Genomic DNA, 18,942 nt, shown 5'->3' with positions numbered 1-18,942 from the left:
CTAAGGGCGCCGATGCTTTTATACGTCGTGGTGTACCGTATGGCCTATTCTGCGCACATCCATAACCGCGTATTCTTTTGGAGAAAGCGCTATGCCATAGCGAGGAGCCTTATGAACGGAATTACCGCTACCGAAGCGCGTACCAACCTTTGTCGGCTCATCGACGAGACGGCTATCTCCCATCAGCCTATCTTGATCAGCGGCAAGCGCAACAAGGCGGTATTGATTGCCGAAGAGGATTGGGACGCCATCCAGGAAACCCTCTTTTTGTTGTCCGTGCCGGGTATGCGCGAGTCGATCCGCGAGGGGATGGACGCGCCCGTGGATGAGTGCGGCGAGGACTTGGATTGGTAAACAGGCGTCGGGTGTTGGATAGCCCAAACTGATTTGGAGCGCCACGATGAACGATGCAACCAGAGCCTCCATCCCCACGGTGCAGGTCACGGTGATCTCCGATGCGATCTGCCCTTGGTGCTACATCGGCAAGGCCAACCTGGACGCCGCCATCGACTCGCTTGCCGGCGACATCGATGTGACGGTGGACTGGAAGCCCTTCGAACTGAACCCCGACATGCCCGAGGGCGGCATGTCGCGACGCGACTACCGCAGCGCCAAGTTCGGCTCCTGGGCGCGCTCGCAGGCGCTGGACGCCCAGGTGGAAGCCGCCGCGCGCCAGGCGGGTGTCGAAATTCATCACGAGCGAATGCAGCGCACGCCCAACACCTTCGCCGCGCATCGCGTGATCTGGCTGGCCGGTCGTCATGGCGCGCAGCAGGCCGTCGTCGATGCCCTGTTCCGCGCCTACTTCGTCGAGGGGCAAGATATCGGCCAGCCTGAGGTGCTCGCTGCGTTGGCTGAGCGTAGTGGCCTTGCGAGTGTGCCGGTATTAGAGTTCCTGCAAGGCGAGGAAAGCATTAGCGAAGTGCGTGATGAACTGGCGCAAGTCCAGCGGCTGGACGTGAGCGGGGTGCCGACGTTTATCTTCGCAGGGCGGACTGCCCTGTCAGGGGCGCAGTCGCTGGAGGTGATTCGTGGGGCGATTGTAGATGTGGCTGGGGGCTGAGTTTGGGTGAAGATAGTCGGCTGCTTTCGACCCAAAGCGGACAATGGAGCCAAAAGCAGCGAGCACGTTCATTAGGAATATGTAGCATGCACGATGATCGGTGTCATGTGGTTGAGCTATACTTAATATTTATATTTTTCAGTACTTTAGGGTCTCTGCGTGAACGCGGCATATCATTCTTGAACGCGCGTGCTTGTTCAAGTCGATAAACGAGCGCGCTGTCTAATACCTGTTAGCTGGCAAATGCAGATGATCAACTTTCGAGAAGCGCAAACATCGGAGGCGGCAGTACTCTCGTCTATCGCGCTTCAAGCAAAAGCACACTGGGGCTATCCTGCGGAATGGTTGCAGCTATGGGCGTCGGAACTCACTATCTCTCCAGAACAAATCGCTCACCAGAATGTTCTCGTTGCGGAAATTTCGGGCGAGCTAGCGGGGTTCACTGCTGTGTCCATCCATAAAAAGCAGGCTGAGCTGGAACATATGTGGGTGCTTCCCGCCTTCATGCGACGTGGTATCGGACGCTCCTTAGTCGAAAGAGCACTCGGTCAAGCCAGAGATAACGGATGTGAATCGTTGCGTGTCGTTTCTGATCCTGGCGCAGTGCCCTTCTATCAAGCTATGGGCGGTCGTGTCGTTGGGGAGCAGTCATCTGTCCCCGCTCCAAGGGCGCTACCTGTTGTAGAATTCAATCTCTATGCCAGCTAACAGGTCGCTCCAGCCGACCGCCCACTCGCTACGCTCGCGGGCGTCGGCTGAGCTTTGGCGTTAATCACTGCCGCCTAAAAGACCGCTTTTGGCCGAGAGTTGCGTCACAGTTAGCCGAACGCGCAGCGTGCCCAGCTTCCAAACCCATCGTTCTGGACGCGTAACCAGCCACGAACGGCACGGTATCGCTTATGCCGGCCTCCCTTAGTTGTCCAAGAATCGCTGACTCAGTGCAATCGCTGTCCCGACATGTGCGACTCCGTCATTGCTTTTTCATGTTATGTCTGTAATTCTGGACATATGGACAATGCAAGAGCTATCGAAGCATTCGCGGCACTCTCCCAAGCGACCCGCCTGGAGACCTTCCGGTTACTGGTGCGCCACGAGCCGGAGGGGTTGCCCGCGGGTGAGGTTGCCCGGCTTCTGGATGTACCCCACAACACCCTGTCAACGCACCTGGGCGTCTTGTCACGGGCGGGCCTGGTCGTATCGCGTCGGCAAAGCCGATCGGTCATCTATCGCGCCAACCTGGAGTGCATGAGGGAGACGGTGAGCTTTCTGGTGCGTGACTGCTGCGCGGGGCATCCCGGACTGTGTGAGCCGCTGCTTCAGGAATTGCAACCCTGCTGCCCATCCCAGGAGGAGAACCAATAATGGAAAGCGTGATCTACCACAACCCGGACTGCGGCACCTCCCGCAATACCCTGGCGATGATGCGCCAATCGGGAGAAACGCCGCATGTCATCGAGTACCTCAAGGCGCCGCCCTCGCGAGAGAAGCTGATCGTATTACTGTCTGCCATGGACATGGCTCCCCGGGAGCTATTGCGCCACAAAGGCACACCTTACGATGAACTGGGTCTGGACAATCCCGAGCTCAGCGACGACCAATTGATCGATGCCATGCTGGATCATCCCATCCTGATCAACCGCCCCATCGTGGTGACCGAGAAGGGCACGCGCTTGTGCCGACCCTCGGAGACGGTATTGCCCCTGTTGGCGAACCCCGTGGCCGAGTTCACCAAGGAAGATGGCGAGACCGTGCGCTTCAAAGGGGCGGCCTCGTGACTCTGGAACAGTTGCCCAATATCGATCCTGAACATATGCAGCCCATTGACGTCGACAGCTTGATTGGCCCGGACCAGCCCCGGCATCCGCCACGCATCCTGATACTGTATGGTTCGCTGCGGGAGCGGTCATACTCGCGCCTTGTAGCGGAAGAGGCTGGGCGATTGCTTCGCTGGTACGGTTGCGACGTGCGCACGTTCAAGCCCACCGGCTTGCCGCTGCCGGACGATGCCGAAGCCAATCACCCGAAGGTGCAGGAATTGCGCGAACTGGCCGAGTGGAGCGAGGGCATGGTCTGGGTCAGCCCCGAGCGTCACGGGGCCATGACCGGCATCATGAAGGCTCAGATCGACTGGATCCCCCTGGCGCTTGGCGGCGTACGACCAACGCAGGGCAAGACGCTGGCTATCATGCAGGTTTCCGGTGGCAGCCAGAGTTTCAATGCCGTCAATCAACTGCGCATTCTCGGACGTTGGATGCGCATGCTGACCATCCCCAATCAATCCTCGGTGCCAAAGGCCTTCAATGAGTTCGATGAAGCCGGGCGGATGCGGCTATCGCCGCTCTACCTGCGTATCGTCGATGTCTGCGAAGAGCTGGTGAAATTCACTTGGTTGACGCGGGGCCGCTCGGCGTATCTGACCGGCCGTTACTCGGAACGGGTCGAGAGCGCCGAAGCCGTCTCCAGGCGCGTCAATCAAGAAACGCACTGAGGAACCACTATATAAATGCCTGCACGGACGAATCACGGCGTTACGCGGTGCTCGAAGACTCGCCTAACCCCATGTTATGTCTCGTCTTCTGTGCTCCGGGCGCCTTGTGATTCATTCCGCTCGGCGATTTATTCAGCGATTCCTTAAGGAAAAAATTGCATGCTGGCTTTTGCGATCTTTCTGGTCACGTTGGTGCTGGTCATCTGGCAACCGAGGGGGCTCGGTATTGGCTGGAGTGCCCTGGGCGGCGCCGTGGTGGCCTTGTTGACGGGCGTGGTCAATTGGGGTGACGTGCTCGTCGTCTGGCATATCGTCTGGGATGCTACCTTCACCTTCGTGGCGCTGATCATCATTTCGTTGATACTCGATGAGGCCGGTTTCTTTGCCTGGGCCGCCCTGCATATTGCCCGTTGGGGCAATGGGCGAGGACGATTGTTGTTCCCGCTGATCGTCATGCAGGGTGCGCTGATTGCCGCCGTGTTCGCCAACGATGGCGCGGCACTGCTGCTGACGCCGATCGTGGTGGCCATCCTGGCCCGGCTGGATTTCAGTCCCGGTGTGGCACTGGCCTTTATCATCGCGACGGGTTTCGTGGCCGATTCGACCAGCCTGCCGTTGGTCATCTCGAACCTGGTCAATATCGTCAGCGCCAACTACTTCGAGATTGGCTTCGACCGTTACGCCCAGGTGATGGTGCCGGTCGACCTGGTGTCGCTGGCCGCTACACTGCTGGTCCTGGGCGTGTACTTCCGCAAGCAGATACCTCACCGTTATGACGTCGAGCGGCTGGAAGCGCCGGCAACGGCCATTCGCGACCCCCAAGTCTTTCGAGCGGCATTCCCCCTACTGATTGCCTTATTGGTGGCATTGTTCGTGACCGCCCAGTGGGAGATTCCGTTCACCTTCATCATGGGCACGGCAGCACTCATCCTGATGGCGATTGCCGGGCGGTGGTTTTCACCGGGGCATGTGCATGTCGTTTCGCTAAAGAAGGTACTGAAGAACGCGCCTTGGCAGATTGTGCTGTTTTCCGTGGGCATGTACCTGGTGGTGTATGGCCTGGGTAATGCCTGGCTCACGGCATGGGCGGCGGACGTCCTGGTGTGGCTGAGTCGACAGGGGGACTTCGTGGCTACCCTCGGCACAGGCTTTGCCTCCGCCATTCTGGCCTCGCTGATGAACAACATGCCGTCGACATTGGTCGGCGCGCTGGCCATCGATCAGGCGCAGGTATCGAGTCAGACACAGCAGCTCATGGTCTACGCCAACGTCATCGGCAACGATCTGGGGCCCAAGTTCACGCCCATCGGTAGCCTCGCCACGCTGCTCTGGCTGCATGTGCTGGCCGGCAAGGGATACCGTATCAGTTGGGGGCAGTACATGAAGGTGGGATTGGTGATTACCCCTCCCGTGCTGCTGGCCACGTTGATCGCGCTCGCGTTGTGGCTACCGGCTATTTCATCGCCATGAGTCACCCGACAACCATACGCATAGGGCGTGTTCATCGAGCGATTGCAACGTTGCTAACCAGCGGAGCCAACAGAGAAAGGCAAACGAGACTGGGAAGAGATTATTAGGTTCGGGCGTCAACCGGTTACGATTTTGCCTATGGCTGTGCCCGGCCCTGAAGCGTTGCACTTGGAACTTGAGATCGCCGGGCTAGGTCGGGTAACACCTTGACAATATTCAGGAACAGAACGGTAAATGGGTTCTTGCTCGTGATGCCAATATGTCGGCTCCCGTAGAGAAAAGACACCCAACAAGGCGCCACTTCGCCAGGCTGCTGAGCTTGATATTAGATATCTAGGGAAAACTCCTATGGATCGAATTCTGTATTCAGGCACCAAAAATGCTTCGAGCTGGGCATTCAGGGCTTGGCTCGCATTGAAGGAAGCAGGCGTTGAGTTTGAAGAAGAGATCGTGGACATTAGGCGCCCACAGCGCTTTGCCAATCTGAATAGAATTGCCGAATTCTCGCCGCCTGCAGCCGTTCCTGTGTTAGTCGATGGAGGCACGGTAATTTTTGACTCGCTGGCAATTATGGAATATGCCAACGACCTGGGCGGCGATAAGTTGCTCCCACAAGACAAGATACAACGGGCACGCGCGCGTTCGTTCATGGCCTGGCAACATGCCGGTCTTTCCAGTCTTTGCCCCCGTTTGTCGTTTGAAAGCGCCTTCTATCCCGACAAAAGAGCGATGACATTCGATGAGCGCCATCAATGCGCTCACGTCTATGACGCATGGGAACAGCAACTGAGCAACAGCGGCGGGCCGTACCTGTTCAATCATGTCTCTCTGGCGGACTTGGCCCTGGTTCCATCTGTAATGAGACTGACCACGCATACGCCCGATTTGGACCCTTGGCCCTTGGTTAAGGCATGGGCTAGTGAGTTGCTGTCAAGGCAGACTGTTCAAGAATGGTTGAAGGTCGCCAATGAAAAACCCATCGTAAGATTGCCCGATTACATGCCATAAAGGAGTTAGTCGTTGCTCCTTCATCACCATAAATAAACCACGGCTGCATCAGGCGTTGGTATTACATCCGTATGCTTTAAGTGTACGTCTCTAGCCGAATCCAGCAATTCTTCCAGCCCACGCTACACTTGAAAAGCACCGATTCAGTCGAGCGAAATCGTCCCAGTCGACGCCGAGAGCGTGAGCGACTACGTTTCCGTGATCACCCAAGCAGGTCGACCATGTGCCAGCGCCAAATAAGAATAATAATCTGCCTTGCGATACTTCTTTTCATGAACCAGGCATTCGCGATCGAACCGGCGCCAAAGTCCGAGGTTGCCGTCGAGAAGGCGGAGGTACTGCAGCAGAGCGTCGTGATCGAGGGTGGCGAGGCGCCTGCTCCTTCCTCCGTGACTATTACCCAGCCGGAGGTGCAGGCGGTCGATCCATCAGGCGAGGCACCCCTGGACGATGCGATCACTTGCCTGGCGCGCACCATATACTGGGAGGCCAGGGGCGAGCGGGTCGCCGATATGCAAGCCGTGGCCAACGTGGTGATGAACCGGCTAGGGCATGAGGGCTTCCCGGATACGGTTTGTGGCGTCGTCAAGCAAGGCTCGGAGCAGGGGACTTGCCAGTTCTCGTGGTGGTGCGATGGTCGTGCGGATGATGCCCAGGCGGAGGATGCCTACGCGGTCGCCAAGGAGATCGCCCGCAAGGCACTCAATGGGCAACTGCCGGACCGAACCGGCGGTGCGCTATATTTCCACCATAGGGAAGTCGCTCCCGATTGGGGGGAGGTATACAGGCAGACGGCCGAGGTCGGCGAATTCGTTTTCTATAAGCCCTGGGGTGGTACCGCGCAGTAAGGCCATCTAGCGAAAGAGAGGTGAAACATGTCTTGGCTATCTCGTGTCCTGACCAGTTTGCGTGGAGAAAGCGATCGCCCTCCTGTAGCCAGCCATGTGGGTAATCGAACCGCTGTTCAAGAGCAGCAAGGAGAACGACCAATGAACGATATCAAGCTCCATCCTGCGGTGGACAATGGTGTCAACGCCGGCAGCGATCGATTCAGCGGTGGCACGCTGCATTGCCACTGCGCGGCCAATCGGGTCGAGGTAACGGTCAATGCGCAGTGCCAGCACAACCACCTTTGTGGATGCACCAAGTGCTGGAAGCCGTCAGGGGCGATCTTTTCGCAAGCCGCGGTGGTGCCCAGAGACGCGCTGAGCGTTACCGCCAACGAGGACAAGCTCCAGGTCGTCGATCCGGCCGCCACCATACAGCGCCACGCCTGCCAGGATTGCGGCGTGCATATGTACGGGCGCATCGAGGACACCACGCATCCTTTTCACGGCCTGGACTTCATTCACACCGAACTCTCTGACGATCCAGGCTGGGCCGCTCCGGAATTCGCGGCATTCACGTCGTCGATCATCGAGGCGGGGACGAAGCCGGAGGAAATGGACGCTATCCGCGCGCGCCTGAAAGCGCTGGGTCTGGAGCCCTACGATTGCCTTTCGCCGCCGTTGATGGATGCGATAGCGACGCATGTCGCGAAGTCCAAGGGCATTCTTTAGACAGCGGTTTGGTCAATGCCTTTTCGCCAACAACTGACCGTTTCCCCGGCGCCGCGATAAGCATTTATTATCGCGGCGCCGGCCATTATGAACGGCCCTTTTGTGTGCTAACGAATAGTCTTTCCTAAAGTCGCAAAGAGGCGTATATTCGCCGCGCGATCCCCGGCCAATGCATTCGCAATGGCCCGCAATACCGGCGCTCCGCCATTTTCTCGTTCTGAGGCACCCCGTCATGTCGCGGCAGCTATTGGTCATGGCACTGGCCCCCTTATTGGGCCTGTTCATTCTTGGTATCGGTAATGGCTTTCTGGCCACGTTGATCACCCTGCGCCTCGATGCCGCCGGTGAGTCGGCGATGGTCATCGGCTGGGTGTCGTCGGCCTACTTCATCGGTCTGGCCATCGGTGCGCTACTCAACGATCGCTTGCTGCTGCGCATCGGCCACATTCGTGCCTATGCCTGCTTCGCTTCGCTGGTCGCGGTCACCGTGCTACTGCAGGGGCTATGGCTCGATCCGCTGGCATGGTTCGTGCTGCGCCTGATCGGCGGTTGGGCCACGGTGGGCGTTTACCTGGTGATCGAGAGCTGGCTGCTGACAGCATCCGATACGCGAGTGCGCGGGCGCCTACTCGCGCTTTACATGATTTCCCTGTACGCCGCCGGGGCGATCGGCCAGTTGTTGTTGGGCGTGACCGATGCCGCCGGCCAGGCGGTGCCGTTCATGGTCATCGGCCTATTGGCATCGCTGTCGGTGCTACCGCTGTCACTGATTCCGCGAGTATCGCCACTGATCGAGCATGCCGAGCCCTTGCCGCCGTTGCGCCTGATCATGATGACGCCGACCGCGGTGGTGGGTTGTTTCGGTTCGGGGCTGCTCGTCGCGGCCATCTACACGCTGTTGCCGCTGTATCTGCAGCGCAGCGGTCTCGAGGTCGATCGCATCGGCCAGATGATGGCCGTGGTGGTGCTCGGCGGGATGCTGCTGCAATACCCCATCGGCCGCTGGTCCGACCGCCATGACCGCCAATTGGTGCTGATCCTGATCGGCGTCGCCTGCGCGGCCATCTCGTTGGCGGTGTTGTGGCTGCCCACTGGCCCCTGGGTGCTGGCGGCGTTGCTGTTCCTGCTCGGTGGTGGGGTGTTCGCGCTGTATCCGGTAGCGGTCAGCCACGCCGCCGACCGCGCCCCGGCCGGTGCTTTGGTGCGCATGAGCCAGGGGCTGCTGCTGATCAGTTCCATCGGCTCGACGCTAAGTCCGCCCCTTATCACGCCCGCGATGAGCGTGCTGGGCGATGCCGGCCTGTTCTGGGCGCTGGCTACGCTGGGTGCGATATTGGTGATGTTCTTCACCTGGCGACGCAGCCAGCGTCCGGCGCCGATACCGGTGGCGCCATTCACTACCAACCCGCCACAGTCGGTGGTGGGCGCCGAACTCAATGTGACCGACGAGTTGGTCCAGGGCGCCATCGAGCACGAGCATGTGGAAGATCTTTCCGAGGTGGTGCCGGATGTGGAAGTCGCCGAGCCCGTGGTCGGCCCGCCACGCGAGGAAGACACCACCATCGCTTATTACGATGTGGATGCCGAGGCGGGTGCGACTCGCTGACGAGTCTATCTCGCCGGGTCGACCAGCCCGCCCAGCGAGGCGTTGCGGCGAAACCAGCCGGCGATGCTGGCGCGCGGGTAGCGTGTCGGCAGCACCGCATGCGGCACGCGATCGGATAGAAAACACACGAAGGTGCCGGCCTCGGGGCGTATCCGCGCCAGTTCGCATGTCTCGTCGTCCGGCGCGTAGATGGCCATCTCGCCGCCGCCTTCTTGCGGCCAGTCGGGGTTGAGATAAAGCACGGTCGAGACAATACGATTGGCGCGGCCCTGGAAGCTGTCGTAGTGGGTCTTGTAAAACGCGCCGGGCGGGTAATACGCGAAGTGCGCCTCGAACTCGAACAAGCCCAGATACAGCGCCTGATTGATCTGCCGTTGCAGCTCGGCCATCAGCGTCAGGTAGTCTCGCTGGGCCTGGCTCTCGCGATTCAGCCAGGTGATGGCGTCGCCACGGATGTCGCGGCGCAATCGATGCCGGTCGCCGCGACCGATGCCGGCATCGGTCAGTGCATGGCTGGTGGCCAGTTGCTGCAATTCGGCGTGAAGCGCCCGGCAAAGTTCGGCGTCGATGAAGTGCTCGCCAACGAACCAGCCGCGCTCGACCAGTTCGTCGGCCAGCCTGGCCAGTGCGCTGCTGTCCAGTCCGTTGCTATCCAGTCCGTGGGGGGAGGGCATCATGGGCGGCGATCGAAATCGGCGTCGGGTATCGGGCTGGGCTGTCGGGAACGGTAATTCAAATGGCCATCGTCCGGCGGCGTATCCAGGCTGATGGACTGGCCGAAACCGTCGGCCAGCAACTCGACCAGCATCATCGCGGTGAGTCCCCAGATCACGTGTTCCCCGGCTTGGTAGCTGGGTACATAAAAGGGCCGGCCGTAAGCGGTGATGACATCGGTGTGGCTACGCCGATCCTCGAGAAATACGCTCAGCGGTACCTCGAAGATGGCATCCAGCTCGCCTGGATCGGCGCGCAAGGGCAGATCTGGCGGGATCACCCCGACAAACGGCGTAACGCGAATACCGTGCAGTGAAATGAGATCGCCCAGGCGCCCGAGCAGTTGCACCTTGCCGGGCGTCAGGGCGATTTCTTCCTGGGCCTCGCGCAGGGCGGTGGTCAGCAGGTCCGGGTCATCGGGCTCGCGCTTGCCGCCGGGAAAGGCCACCTGACCGGCGTGCTGTTTGAGATGGCTGGCGCGGCGCGTGAACAATATCGTCGGTTCGTCGCGCGCGACGATCGGCAATAATACTGCCGCCTGGGGTAATACCAGGCTGAGCTTGCGCGGCGTGTGCGCTTGCAGGCGTTCGTGGAGTTTCTCTAACATGGGGGTTCCGCGCGGTTTTTACCGTTGTACCCAGCCCTCCGATAAGCGTCAAGGCCGAGCGAGGAGCCCCATGAAATTCTGCAGCAACTGCGGACACAACGTCCGCTTCGCGATTCCCGAGGGCGACGACCGGTCACGCTATCTGTGCGATGCCTGCGGCGCTATCCATTATCAGAATCCGCGCATCGTTGCCGGTACGCTACCGATACGCGACGGCCGCATATTGCTGTGTCGGCGCGCCATATCGCCACGCATGGGCTACTGGACATTGCCGGCGGGATTCATGGAAAACGCCGAGACGACCCTCGAGGCCGCGGCGCGCGAAACCCGCGAGGAGGCCTGTGCCGAGGTCGAAATACATGACCTGTATACGCTGATCGACCTGCCACACATCAATCAGGTCTACATGATCTTTCGCGCCGACCTGATCGGCGATTTCGCCGCCGGCCCCGAGAGCCAGGAAGTCGCGATGTTCGCCGAGGCAGACATCCCCTGGGACGAACTGGCCTTTCCGACCATCGAGCGAACCCTGCGCCACTATTTTCACGACCGTCGCGATGGCGTCTTTCCCCTGCATATCGGCGCGATCGGCTTGCAGGATCGCGAACGCTATTTCGGTAGCGCCTAGGCGGCCATAGCTCAAATATTCGCCAGCTTCCAGACGTCATATGCCGGCTCTTCATAAGGATGAGCGGCCTTGAGCGCGGCGACGGCATCTTGAATCAGCTCATCGGGGCACACCAGCTCCACCTTGAGTTCTTCGACCCGTTCCAGCTCGCCGACCTGGCCGATATGCGGGTCGGCGCCGGCGAGTGGGCGGAACTGGCCGCTACCGCGAGTCTGGAAGCAACAGGCCTCGTAGTCGCCGATGCGCCCGGCGCCGCTCTTGAAGAGCGCCTCCTTGACGTTCTCGGCGTCGTCGATAGGCACGAAGAAAGCCAGTTTGTACATGTGTCGACTCCTTGTTTCATCGGGCCTGCGCGGCTTCCTTGATGATGGCATAATGCCCGCCATTATCGTTACCCAATCGGATGTGCCAATGCTCAAATGGCTCGCCATCGCGCTGATCGCCCTGCTGGTCCTGCTTCAGTACAGCCTGTGGTGGGGCGATGGCGGTCTGCGCGAACTCGCTCATATTCGTTCGCGTGCCGACACCCTGGCCGCGCAGAACGAAACCCTGCGTGAGCGCAATCAGCGCCTGGCCGCCGAGGTCGTCGATCTCAAGAACGGCCTGGCCGCCATCGAAGAGCGCGCGCGCAGCGATATCGGCATGGTCCGCGAGGATGAAGAGTTCTTCTGGGTACCTGGCGTCGACGCCGGCACTACGCGGGAAGGCCAGCGATGACCACACCGCTGTGGCTGATCGTGCCGGCCGCCGGGCAGGGCCGGCGCATGGGTGCGGATTGCCCCAAGCAGTATCTGGAAATCGACGGTCGCCCGCTGCTGGCGCTGACCCTCGAGCGCCTGCATGGCGTGTATCCGCAAGCGGGTCTGTGTCTCTGCCTGGATGCCGACGACGACCGTTTCGACCCAGCCTGGGTGCCATTCGCCGACTGGCAGCGCATTGACGGTGGCACTGAGCGCGCCGACTCGGTGAGCAACGCGCTCGAGGCGCTGGCGACGCGTGCAGGCGCCGACGACCTGGTGCTCGTTCACGACGTGGCTCGGCCCTGCGTGCACCCGGACGATCTGGCCCGGCTGCTTGCCGCGCTTAGTGAAGATCGCATCGGCGGATTACTCGCCGCGCCGGTTGCCGATACCATGAAACGCGCCGATGGCGCGGGGCGAGTGACTGCCACCGAGCCTCGCGATGGCCTGTGGCACGCGATGACGCCCCAGGGCTTCCGTTACGGCCTGCTCTGCGAGGCGTTCGAGGCGGCGCGGCGCGGCGGCATCGATATTACCGACGAAGCCTCGGCGGTCGAGGCGCTGGGCCTGGCGCCGCGCCTGGTAGCGGGGCGGCGCGACAATCTCAAGATCACTCACCCCGAAGACCTGGCATTGGCGGCGCACATTCTCGCTGCCCAGGCGCGCCAGTCGGCGGGGCCTTCGGCGGAGCGCTGACATGCTGCGAATTGGCCACGGTTTCGACGTGCATCGTTTCGGCGACGGCGATCACCTGATGATCGGCGGCGTGCGTATCGCCTACGACCACGGCTTCGTCGCCCACTCCGATGGTGACGTACTACTGCATGCGCTGTGCGATGCGTTGCTCGGTGCCTGCGCGCTGGGCGACATCGGCCGGCACTTCCCGGATACCGACCCGCGTTGGGCGGGTGCCGACAGCCGCGTCTTGCTGCGCCATGTGGTGGCCCTGATCGGCGAAGTCGGTTATCGCGTCGGCAATGTCGATGCCACGGTAATTGCCCAGGCACCCAAGCTGGCGGGGCATATCGCCGCCATGCGCGAGGTTATCGCCACGGATCTCGATGTGCCGCTCGGCGCGGTCAACGTCAAGGCCACCACCACCGAGCGGCTGGGCTTCACGGGGCGCGGCGAGGGCATCGCCGCCGAGGCCGTGGCGCTGTTGTGTACGTTGGCGGATAGCGACGGAGACACGCAGTGACCGAAAGCGGCTTTAAACAGGAAAACGTCAGTAGCGGCTGGCCACCGGCATGGCCGTATGCCTATGGAGGTCCGCTGGACGATGGCGATTATCGCGCCACGCCCGAGGATTTCGTCGTCGAGGAATGCCTCGATTTCGCGCCGGAAGGTCATGGCGAACACCTCTGGCTGTGGCTGGAAAAACGCGACCTGACCACCCTGGAGCTGGCCCGGCGCCTGGCGCGAATCTGCGATGTCACTCAGCGCGACGTGGGCTTCTCCGGTATGAAGGATCGTGTCGCGGTGACGCGCCAGTGGCTGTCGGTGCATTTGCCGGGCCGCGAGGCGCCGGAAGACCTGGCCGAACGACTGGCCGATGACCGACAGGGGCCGCCGGTCGCCTTGCTCGAGTGCCGGCGTCACCCGCGCAAGCTCAAGCGTGGCGTGCATCGAGGCAATCGCTTCATGCTGCGTGTGAGCGGCGAGGCAATTGAGCATCCGCAATTCACGGCGCGCTGGCAGCGTCTGTGCGAGCTGGGCGTGCCCAACTATTTCGGTCCTCAGCGTTTCGGCCCGGGCGGACGCAACCTGCTCCACGCGCGTGGCATACTGGCGCGAGGCTGGCGCAAGCGTGACGATCGCGAAGGCATGATGCTGTCGACCGCGCGCAGCTACTTGTTCAACGAGTTGCTGGCTGCGCGAATCGCCGCCAACGATTGGGCGACACCCATCGATGGCGATGTATTGATACTCGATGGAACCGCCAGCCAGTTCGTCGCCGAGACGATCGACGACGAGCTGATCCAGCGCGCCGCGCGTCTCGACCTTCATCCCAGCGGCGTGCTGTGGGGGCAGGGCGGTTCGCTGGCGCTGTATGAGGCCGCGCGCCATGAGCAGGCGCTAGTGGCGGGTCATGGCGAGTTGTGTGCCGGTCTCGAACGCGCCGGTGTGCGCTTGGCGCGTCGGGCGTTGCGCGTGCGGCTGAGCGCCCCCGAGCTTACGCGAGACGAACGCTCGCTGCGGTTGCGTTTCGAATTGCCGCGCGGGGCCTTTGCCACCGCCGTGCTGCGTGAGTTGATCGCGCACCCAACGTTGTAACGATTCGAGGAGAAACGATGCGCAAGCTGTTGCTGTCCAACGACGATGGCGTTCACGCGCCGGGGCTGCGCGCCCTGTATGAGGCCTTGAGCCCTCATGCCCGGCTGCGCGTGGTGGCGCCCGACCGCGACAAGAGTGGTGCCAGCAATTCGCTGACGCTGTCGCGGCCATTGGCGTTGACGGCGCTGGATAACGGCTTCTACAGCGTCGATGGCACGCCGGCGGATTGTGTCTACCTGGGCGTCAATGGCGTGTGGAACGAAAAGCCCGACCTGGTGATCTCGGGGATCAATCATGGTGGCAACCTGGGCGACGACGTACTCTATTCGGGCACCGTCGCCGCCGCCATGGAGGGTCGCAACCTGGGCATGCCGGCCATCGCCATGTCGCTGGCCGGCTCGCGCTACTTCGAGACCGCCGGGCGGGTCGCAGCGAGCCTGGTCGGCGCGGCGGATTCGCTATCGCTGCCACCGCGCAGCCTGCTCAACGTCAACGTGCCGGATCTGCCGTGGGAGCAGGTTCGCGGCTTTCGCGTCACACGCATGGGCTATCGTGGCCCGTCGACCGAGCCACTCAAGGTTCAGGACCCGCGGGGGCGCGACCGCTACTGGATCGCTGCCGCCGGCGAAAACGCCGACGATGGCCCGGATACCGATTTCGCCGCCATCGAGGCCGGCTACGTTTCGATTACTCCGCTGCAAACCGATCTGACCCGGCATGCGGCGCTCCAGGATGTGCAGGGATGGCTGGATGCGTTGTCACGACTCGCGTGAATTCAGTGGAATAGGCATGACCTCGCAGCGCACCCGCGATCGCATGGTGGCGCGGCTGGCCGAGGCAGGTATCGTCGATCCACACGTATTGAAGACAATGGCCCGCGAGCCTCGTCATCTGTTCCTCGACGAGGCGCTCTCGCACCGCGCCTATGAAGATACCTCGTTGCCGATCGGCCATGGCCAGACGCTGTCGCAACCCTGGATGGTCGCGCGCATGAGCGAACTGGTGCTGGCCGCCGAGCCGACCAGCGTGCTCGAGATCGGTACCGGTTCGGGCTATCAGACGTTGATTCTGTCGCGGCTGGTCGAGCGGGTCTGGTCGCTGGAGCGTATCCAGGCGTTGCAGCTACGGGCCAGGGGGCGTCTGGCCCGTCTGGCGGCGCACAACGTGCGCCTGCGCCTGACCGATGGCGCGCATGGCTGGCCCGAGGCGGCGCCATTCGATGCCATCGTGCTGACCGCCTGCGCCAGTGAACTACCCACGGCATTGCTGTCTCAATTGAACGATTCGGGCACGCTGATCACCCCGCTGGAAGACAGCGATGGTAGCCAGTGGTTGACCTGTATACAGCGCCATGGCGATAGCTACGATTACCAGCGGCTCGAACAGGTGCGTTTCGTGCCGCTGCTGGAAGGAGTGATACGTTGAGAAAGCCGCTTGCGCTGTTTCTCAAGGGGGCCGGGATGGGCGCCGCGGATGCCGTGCCCGGCGTATCCGGCGGAACGATCGCCTTCGTCACGGGAATCTACGAGGAGCTGATCGAGACCATTCGTCGCTTCGGGCCGGAGGCGTTCGTCGCCTGGCGGCGCGGCGGTTTGGCGGGGCTGGTCGAACACCTCAACCTGGCGTTTCTGGTGCCGCTGGTGCTGGGTATCGCCTTGAGCCTGGTGAGCGTCGCGCATCTCGTCACCTACCTGCTCGATGCTTATCCGTTGTTGCTGGATGCCTTTTTCTTCGGCCTGGTGGCGGCGTCGGGCATCGTCGTCGGCCGGCACCTCGCCGAGTGGCGGCTGTGGTACGTGCTGCCGCTGCTGCTGGGACTGGTGTTGGCGCAAGGGCTTCCGAAATTGATGCCGGCACTGAGCGGTGGCGGCAGTCTGATCCTGATGATCGCCGGCGCCATCGCCATCAGCGCCATGCTGTTGCCGGGTGTTTCGGGGAGTTTCCTGTTGCTGACGATGGGCCTGTACGGCACCGTGATGGAGGGCATCAAGAACCTGGATATTGGCCTGATTCTGCAGTTCGGCGTCGGTTGCGCAATCGGCCTGTTCACCTTTTCGCGGCTGCTTTCGTGGCTGTTTCGGCATTACCACAATGCCACGTTGCAATTATTGATCGGCTTTATCGTCGGTTCGCTGCCCTTGTTGTGGCCGTGGCGCGAGTTGACCCGCTATCGATTGGGTCCCGACGATCAGTTGATTCCATTGGACTATCGCTATCTGTTGCCTAACGATTACGCTCTGCTGACCGGCAACTCCGCGCAATTGCTGCCGGCACTGGCCTTGATGCTATGCGGCCTGGCGTTGGTGCTGGCGGTAGGCGAGCGTTCCACGTCGTCTTTCAAGGAGGAATGATCCCTCATGCGCAAGGTTTTACTGGTCTGGATACTGGCACTTGGCGTGGCCGGCTGTGCGGCTTCCGGCGGAGCGCCCCAGGTGCGCGACCTGTCGGTCAGCCGCGATAAGCAGCCCGGCGATACGGTTACCGTCAAGGCCGGCGATACCCTGTACGGGATCGCCTGGCGCCAGAGCATGGATTTTCGCCAACTGGCACGCCTCAACAATCTAAAACCGCCTTATCGCCTGCAGCCGGGCCAGACGCTGCGCCTCGTACCCGGCGCCACGGCAACGACATCGACAGCGGCGGTCGCGAGCAACTCCACGCAAGGCTCGTCGGTCAGTGGCGTTACCACCGTACAGAATCCCGACTGGCTGGCACCCGATACCGCGGCCATCGAGCGCAACCAGGGCTTGAGCAGTCGCCCGCTGAATGGCTCGTCGGGTACGAACGGCGCGGCTCCGAGTGGTCAAGCGCTGAGCGGTGCGGCCGTTGCCGGGGGTGCCAGCGCACCGGGGCCGATTTACAACTACGATACGCCGGGCGCCGGTGAGCCACCTGCCGCTAACCCGCCCGGTGCAAACCGACAGGTCGCGAGCGCTGGTACGACGGCCGGATCAAGTGCGGCGGGGGCGAGTGCTGACACGACGGTGTCATCTTCGTCAGGCAATACTACCGCCAATGGCGGTGATACCAGGGTCGATGCCGGCACTGCGGTGGCGGGCGAACCCGCCGATCCCGAGGCGCAGCAGCGGACTTTCACGCCGGTTGAGGACATCCCCTGGCAGTGGCCGACCGAGGGTCAGCTCGTCGGCCGTTTCGATGACGGTTCGGACATAACCGCCGGCATTGATATCGCCGGACAAAAGGGGCAACCTGTCAAGGCAGCAGGCCCGGGCATCGTGGTCTACGCCGGCGACGGTGTACGCGGTTATGGCAACCTGATTCTCCTCAAGCACAACGACCGTTTCCTCAGCGCCTACGCGCACAACGATAGCCTGACGGTCGAGGAGAATGACGTGGTCAGGGCCGGCGAGGTGATTGCCACCATGGGCAATACCGACGCCGATAGCGTCAAGTTGCATTTCGAGGTGCGCAAGGATGGCCAGCCTCAAGATCCTCTCGAGGTGCTGCCGCCGCGCTAAGCAATGTTGCGTGACAAGGACGACGAACCGACTAGGGGCTGGCTCGTCGTCTTTGACAAATCATAACTACAACATGTATCGGTCAACGGCTGCATCTTCTGAGCAGCAGACAATGGGGTAGCGACATGAGCATGCTTGAACGGGATATTCAGGATGTGGACCTCAACGACGATGGGGTCGAGGTCATTGATGACGTCGCGGGTGCCAAGGAGGAAGAGGCGTTCGAAAAGGCGCTGAGTCGCGAGGAGAACAATTATCACCAAAGCCTCGACGCGACGCAGATTTATCTCAACGAAATCGGTTTTTCGCCACTGCTGAAGCCCGAGGAGGAAGTCTATTTCGGCCGCCTGGCGCAGAAGGGCGACCCGGCCGGGCGGCAGCGGATGATCGAATCCAACCTGCGCCTGGTGGTCAAGATCGCACGTCGCTATCTCAATCGTGGCCTGTCACTGCTGGATCTTATCGAAGAGGGCAACCTGGGGCTGATACGCGCGGTCGAGAAATTCGATCCCGAGCGTGGCTTTCGTTTCTCCACCTATGCCACCTGGTGGATTCGTCAGACCATCGAGCGGGCGCTGATGAACCAGACCCGCACCATTCGTTTGCCGATCCACGTGGTCAAGGAACTCAATATCTATCTGCGCGCGGCCCGTCAGCTGACGCAGAAGCTCGATCATGAAGCGACCGCCGAGGAGATCGCCGATTTTCTCGACAAGCCGGTGGGCACGGTCAAGAAGATGCTTGGGCTCAACGAGCGGATATCGTCGGTGGATTACCCGCTGGGCGGCGAGAGCGACAAGCCGCTGATCGAGACCCTGGCCGACGATAACGACAGTGGCCCGGAATCCTCGCTGGTCGATGTCGATGTCAAGCAGCATGTCGACGACTGGCTGGCCGAATTGACCGACAAGCAGATGGAAGTGGTGGTGCGCCGCTTCGGGCTGCGCGGGCATGAGGCGGCGACGCTCGAAGAGGTGGGCGAGGAAATCGGCCTGACCCGCGAGCGAGTACGCCAGATACAGGTCGAGGCATTGAAGAAACTGCGCCGGGTACTGGAGAAGCAAGGCCTGTCGCTCGAGTCGATCTTCGAGTGAACGCGACCTAATCGCCATGGCGGCCAAGCGTCCGCGCCGGACAACACGCCTGAACGACGAGTACGCGCCCCTGGCGCGTACTCGTCGTTCGCCGTTTATGCGTTGCGCAACGGCGGATTGCTTGTCCGGTATTGGCTCATCGCCCGCAATGTCGCCTTGACTCAGCGATTGGCATGCAACATGCGCCATTGTATGTATAATGTCGCGCACGT

General features: G+C 61.5%; 24 protein-coding genes. 21 read left to right on the top strand and 3 right to left on the bottom strand.

Annotated features, from left to right (window positions below; all coding sequences use genetic code 11):
* Window positions 1-111: 111 nt before the first annotated feature.
* The 11 genes from BLR92_RS14475 (at window position 112) to BLR92_RS14425 (ending at window position 9,194) form a co-directional block, all read left to right on the top strand.
* Window positions 112-354 (top strand): type II toxin-antitoxin system Phd/YefM family antitoxin, encoded by a 243-nt coding sequence (locus BLR92_RS14475; protein WP_089729822.1) that lies wholly within the window; start codon window positions 112-114, stop codon window positions 352-354.
* Window positions 355-400: 46 nt separating this feature from the next.
* A complete protein-coding gene (locus tag BLR92_RS14470; RefSeq protein WP_089729821.1) occupies window positions 401-1,063 on the top strand; it encodes a DsbA family oxidoreductase in 663 nt (220 codons plus the stop codon).
* Window positions 1,064-1,306: 243 nt separating this feature from the next.
* A complete protein-coding gene (locus BLR92_RS14465; protein ID WP_089729819.1) occupies window positions 1,307-1,771 on the top strand; it encodes a GNAT family N-acetyltransferase in 465 nt (154 codons plus the stop codon).
* Between the two features lie 300 nt (window positions 1,772-2,071).
* The gene (locus BLR92_RS14460) at window positions 2,072-2,425 is read left to right on the top strand and encodes an ArsR/SmtB family transcription factor (protein ID WP_089729817.1); all 354 of its coding nucleotides are present in this window, start codon (window positions 2,072-2,074) and stop codon (window positions 2,423-2,425) included.
* Window positions 2,425-2,838 carry an arsenate reductase (glutaredoxin) gene (gene arsC / locus BLR92_RS14455; protein WP_089729816.1) on the top strand — a complete coding sequence of 138 codons (414 nt, stop codon included), beginning with the start codon at window positions 2,425-2,427 and terminating at the stop codon, window positions 2,836-2,838. Before BLR92_RS14460 ends, arsC begins: the two co-directional genes overlap by 1 nt.
* Complete coding sequence (arsH, locus tag BLR92_RS14450; protein ID WP_089729814.1) at window positions 2,835-3,551, top strand: arsenical resistance protein ArsH; 717 nt, start codon at window positions 2,835-2,837, stop codon at window positions 3,549-3,551. Before arsC ends, arsH begins: the two co-directional genes overlap by 4 nt.
* A gap of 159 nt (window positions 3,552-3,710) precedes the next feature.
* Window positions 3,711-5,021 carry an arsenic transporter gene (locus BLR92_RS14445; RefSeq protein ID WP_089729812.1) on the top strand — a complete coding sequence of 437 codons (1,311 nt, stop codon included), beginning with the start codon at window positions 3,711-3,713 and terminating at the stop codon, window positions 5,019-5,021.
* Window positions 5,022-5,369: 348 nt separating this feature from the next.
* Window positions 5,370-6,029 (top strand): glutathione S-transferase family protein, encoded by a 660-nt coding sequence (locus BLR92_RS14440; RefSeq protein WP_089729809.1) that lies wholly within the window; start codon window positions 5,370-5,372, stop codon window positions 6,027-6,029.
* Between the two features lie 272 nt (window positions 6,030-6,301).
* Complete coding sequence (locus BLR92_RS14435) at window positions 6,302-6,877, top strand: cell wall hydrolase (RefSeq protein ID WP_245704222.1); 576 nt, start codon at window positions 6,302-6,304, stop codon at window positions 6,875-6,877.
* A 141-nt stretch (window positions 6,878-7,018) separates the two neighbouring features.
* Window positions 7,019-7,588: an S-(hydroxymethyl)glutathione synthase gene (gfa, locus tag BLR92_RS14430; protein ID WP_089729805.1), complete on the top strand. Its 570-nt coding sequence runs from the start codon at window positions 7,019-7,021 to the stop codon at window positions 7,586-7,588.
* Between the two features lie 232 nt (window positions 7,589-7,820).
* Complete coding sequence (locus BLR92_RS14425) at window positions 7,821-9,194, top strand: MFS transporter (protein WP_089729802.1); 1,374 nt, start codon at window positions 7,821-7,823, stop codon at window positions 9,192-9,194.
* A gap of 5 nt (window positions 9,195-9,199) precedes the next feature.
* Here the strand turns inward: BLR92_RS14425 and BLR92_RS14420 are convergent, their stop codons facing one another.
* Window positions 9,200-9,871, bottom strand: coding sequence for a 2OG-Fe(II) oxygenase (locus BLR92_RS14420; protein ID WP_370659229.1), 672 nt, complete (start codon window positions 9,869-9,871; stop codon window positions 9,200-9,202).
* Window positions 9,868-10,515: a CoA pyrophosphatase gene (locus BLR92_RS14415; protein ID WP_089729800.1), complete on the bottom strand. Its 648-nt coding sequence runs from the start codon at window positions 10,513-10,515 to the stop codon at window positions 9,868-9,870. The genes BLR92_RS14420 and BLR92_RS14415 overlap by 4 nt, the downstream gene beginning before the upstream one ends.
* A 70-nt stretch (window positions 10,516-10,585) precedes the next feature.
* Here BLR92_RS14415 and BLR92_RS14410 point away from each other — a divergent pair, with 70 nt between their 5' ends.
* Entirely contained in the window at window positions 10,586-11,143 is a 558-nt protein-coding gene (locus tag BLR92_RS14410; RefSeq protein ID WP_089729798.1) for an NUDIX hydrolase, read from the top strand.
* 11 nt (window positions 11,144-11,154) lie between these two features.
* Here BLR92_RS14410 and BLR92_RS14405 read toward each other — a convergent pair whose 3' ends face one another.
* Window positions 11,155-11,466, bottom strand: coding sequence for a YqfO family protein (locus tag BLR92_RS14405; protein WP_089729796.1), 312 nt, complete (start codon window positions 11,464-11,466; stop codon window positions 11,155-11,157).
* Between the two features lie 88 nt (window positions 11,467-11,554).
* Between BLR92_RS14405 and ftsB the strand changes: the two genes are divergently transcribed.
* The 9 genes from ftsB to rpoS all read left to right on the top strand — a co-directional run bounded on the left by ftsB (window position 11,555) and on the right by rpoS (window position 18,730).
* Window positions 11,555-11,860 carry a cell division protein FtsB gene (gene ftsB, locus BLR92_RS14400; RefSeq protein WP_089730086.1) on the top strand — a complete coding sequence of 102 codons (306 nt, stop codon included), beginning with the start codon at window positions 11,555-11,557 and terminating at the stop codon, window positions 11,858-11,860.
* Window positions 11,857-12,579, top strand: coding sequence for a 2-C-methyl-D-erythritol 4-phosphate cytidylyltransferase (ispD, locus tag BLR92_RS14395; protein ID WP_089729794.1), 723 nt, complete (start codon window positions 11,857-11,859; stop codon window positions 12,577-12,579). Before ftsB ends, ispD begins: the two co-directional genes overlap by 4 nt.
* A 1-nt stretch (window position 12,580) precedes the next feature.
* Window positions 12,581-13,081 (top strand): 2-C-methyl-D-erythritol 2,4-cyclodiphosphate synthase, encoded by a 501-nt coding sequence (ispF, locus tag BLR92_RS14390; protein WP_175488827.1) that lies wholly within the window; start codon window positions 12,581-12,583, stop codon window positions 13,079-13,081.
* The gene (gene truD, locus BLR92_RS14385; RefSeq protein ID WP_370659228.1) at window positions 13,078-14,157 is read left to right on the top strand and encodes a tRNA pseudouridine(13) synthase TruD; all 1,080 of its coding nucleotides are present in this window, start codon (window positions 13,078-13,080) and stop codon (window positions 14,155-14,157) included. Before ispF ends, truD begins: the two co-directional genes overlap by 4 nt.
* Before the next feature lie 17 nt (window positions 14,158-14,174).
* On the top strand, window positions 14,175-14,930 hold the full coding sequence (gene surE, locus BLR92_RS14380; protein ID WP_089729792.1) for a 5'/3'-nucleotidase SurE: 756 nt from the start codon (window positions 14,175-14,177) through the stop codon (window positions 14,928-14,930).
* Window positions 14,931-14,946: 16 nt separating this feature from the next.
* Window positions 14,947-15,582, top strand: a complete 636-nt coding sequence (locus BLR92_RS14375) for a protein-L-isoaspartate(D-aspartate) O-methyltransferase (RefSeq protein ID WP_245704221.1) — start codon at window positions 14,947-14,949, stop codon at window positions 15,580-15,582.
* A complete protein-coding gene (locus tag BLR92_RS14370; RefSeq protein ID WP_245704220.1) occupies window positions 15,579-16,508 on the top strand; it encodes a DUF368 domain-containing protein in 930 nt (309 codons plus the stop codon). Before BLR92_RS14375 ends, BLR92_RS14370 begins: the two co-directional genes overlap by 4 nt.
* A 6-nt stretch (window positions 16,509-16,514) precedes the next feature.
* Window positions 16,515-17,636 carry a peptidoglycan DD-metalloendopeptidase family protein gene (locus BLR92_RS14365; protein ID WP_089729788.1) on the top strand — a complete coding sequence of 374 codons (1,122 nt, stop codon included), beginning with the start codon at window positions 16,515-16,517 and terminating at the stop codon, window positions 17,634-17,636.
* A gap of 125 nt (window positions 17,637-17,761) precedes the next feature.
* A complete protein-coding gene (gene rpoS / locus BLR92_RS14360; protein ID WP_089729786.1) occupies window positions 17,762-18,730 on the top strand; it encodes an RNA polymerase sigma factor RpoS in 969 nt (322 codons plus the stop codon).
* Window positions 18,731-18,942: the final 212 nt, after the last annotated feature.

Source organism: Modicisalibacter muralis, from assembly GCF_900102945.1.
Classification (GTDB): Bacteria; Pseudomonadota; Gammaproteobacteria; order Pseudomonadales; family Halomonadaceae; genus Modicisalibacter; species Modicisalibacter muralis.
The sequence above is the reverse complement of the archived record's forward strand: the minus strand, read 5'-3'. Positions and strand labels throughout refer to the sequence as shown.

Coding starts and splice junctions, on each gene's coding strand:
- BLR92_RS14475 (WP_089729822.1), top strand. CDS start 112: ATGAACGGAATTACCGCTACCGAAGCGCGTACCAACCTTTGTCGGCTC.
- BLR92_RS14470 (WP_089729821.1), top strand. CDS start 401: ATGAACGATGCAACCAGAGCCTCCATCCCCACGGTGCAGGTCACGGTG.
- BLR92_RS14465 (WP_089729819.1), top strand. CDS start 1,307: ATGCAGATGATCAACTTTCGAGAAGCGCAAACATCGGAGGCGGCAGTA.
- BLR92_RS14460 (WP_089729817.1), top strand. CDS start 2,072: ATGGACAATGCAAGAGCTATCGAAGCATTCGCGGCACTCTCCCAAGCG.
- arsC (WP_089729816.1), top strand. CDS start 2,425: ATGGAAAGCGTGATCTACCACAACCCGGACTGCGGCACCTCCCGCAAT.
- BLR92_RS14445 (WP_089729812.1), top strand. CDS start 3,711: ATGCTGGCTTTTGCGATCTTTCTGGTCACGTTGGTGCTGGTCATCTGG.
- BLR92_RS14440 (WP_089729809.1), top strand. CDS start 5,370: ATGGATCGAATTCTGTATTCAGGCACCAAAAATGCTTCGAGCTGGGCA.
- BLR92_RS14435 (WP_245704222.1), top strand. CDS start 6,302: ATGAACCAGGCATTCGCGATCGAACCGGCGCCAAAGTCCGAGGTTGCC.
- gfa (WP_089729805.1), top strand. CDS start 7,019: ATGAACGATATCAAGCTCCATCCTGCGGTGGACAATGGTGTCAACGCC.
- BLR92_RS14425 (WP_089729802.1), top strand. CDS start 7,821: ATGTCGCGGCAGCTATTGGTCATGGCACTGGCCCCCTTATTGGGCCTG.
- BLR92_RS14420 (WP_370659229.1), bottom strand. CDS start 9,871: ATGATGCCCTCCCCCCACGGACTGGATAGCAACGGACTGGACAGCAGC.
- BLR92_RS14415 (WP_089729800.1), bottom strand. CDS start 10,515: ATGTTAGAGAAACTCCACGAACGCCTGCAAGCGCACACGCCGCGCAAG.
- BLR92_RS14410 (WP_089729798.1), top strand. CDS start 10,586: ATGAAATTCTGCAGCAACTGCGGACACAACGTCCGCTTCGCGATTCCC.
- BLR92_RS14405 (WP_089729796.1), bottom strand. CDS start 11,466: ATGTACAAACTGGCTTTCTTCGTGCCTATCGACGACGCCGAGAACGTC.
- ftsB (WP_089730086.1), top strand. CDS start 11,555: ATGCTCAAATGGCTCGCCATCGCGCTGATCGCCCTGCTGGTCCTGCTT.
- ispD (WP_089729794.1), top strand. CDS start 11,857: ATGACCACACCGCTGTGGCTGATCGTGCCGGCCGCCGGGCAGGGCCGG.
- ispF (WP_175488827.1), top strand. CDS start 12,581: ATGCTGCGAATTGGCCACGGTTTCGACGTGCATCGTTTCGGCGACGGC.
- surE (WP_089729792.1), top strand. CDS start 14,175: ATGCGCAAGCTGTTGCTGTCCAACGACGATGGCGTTCACGCGCCGGGG.
- BLR92_RS14375 (WP_245704221.1), top strand. CDS start 14,947: ATGACCTCGCAGCGCACCCGCGATCGCATGGTGGCGCGGCTGGCCGAG.
- BLR92_RS14365 (WP_089729788.1), top strand. CDS start 16,515: ATGCGCAAGGTTTTACTGGTCTGGATACTGGCACTTGGCGTGGCCGGC.
- rpoS (WP_089729786.1), top strand. CDS start 17,762: ATGAGCATGCTTGAACGGGATATTCAGGATGTGGACCTCAACGACGAT.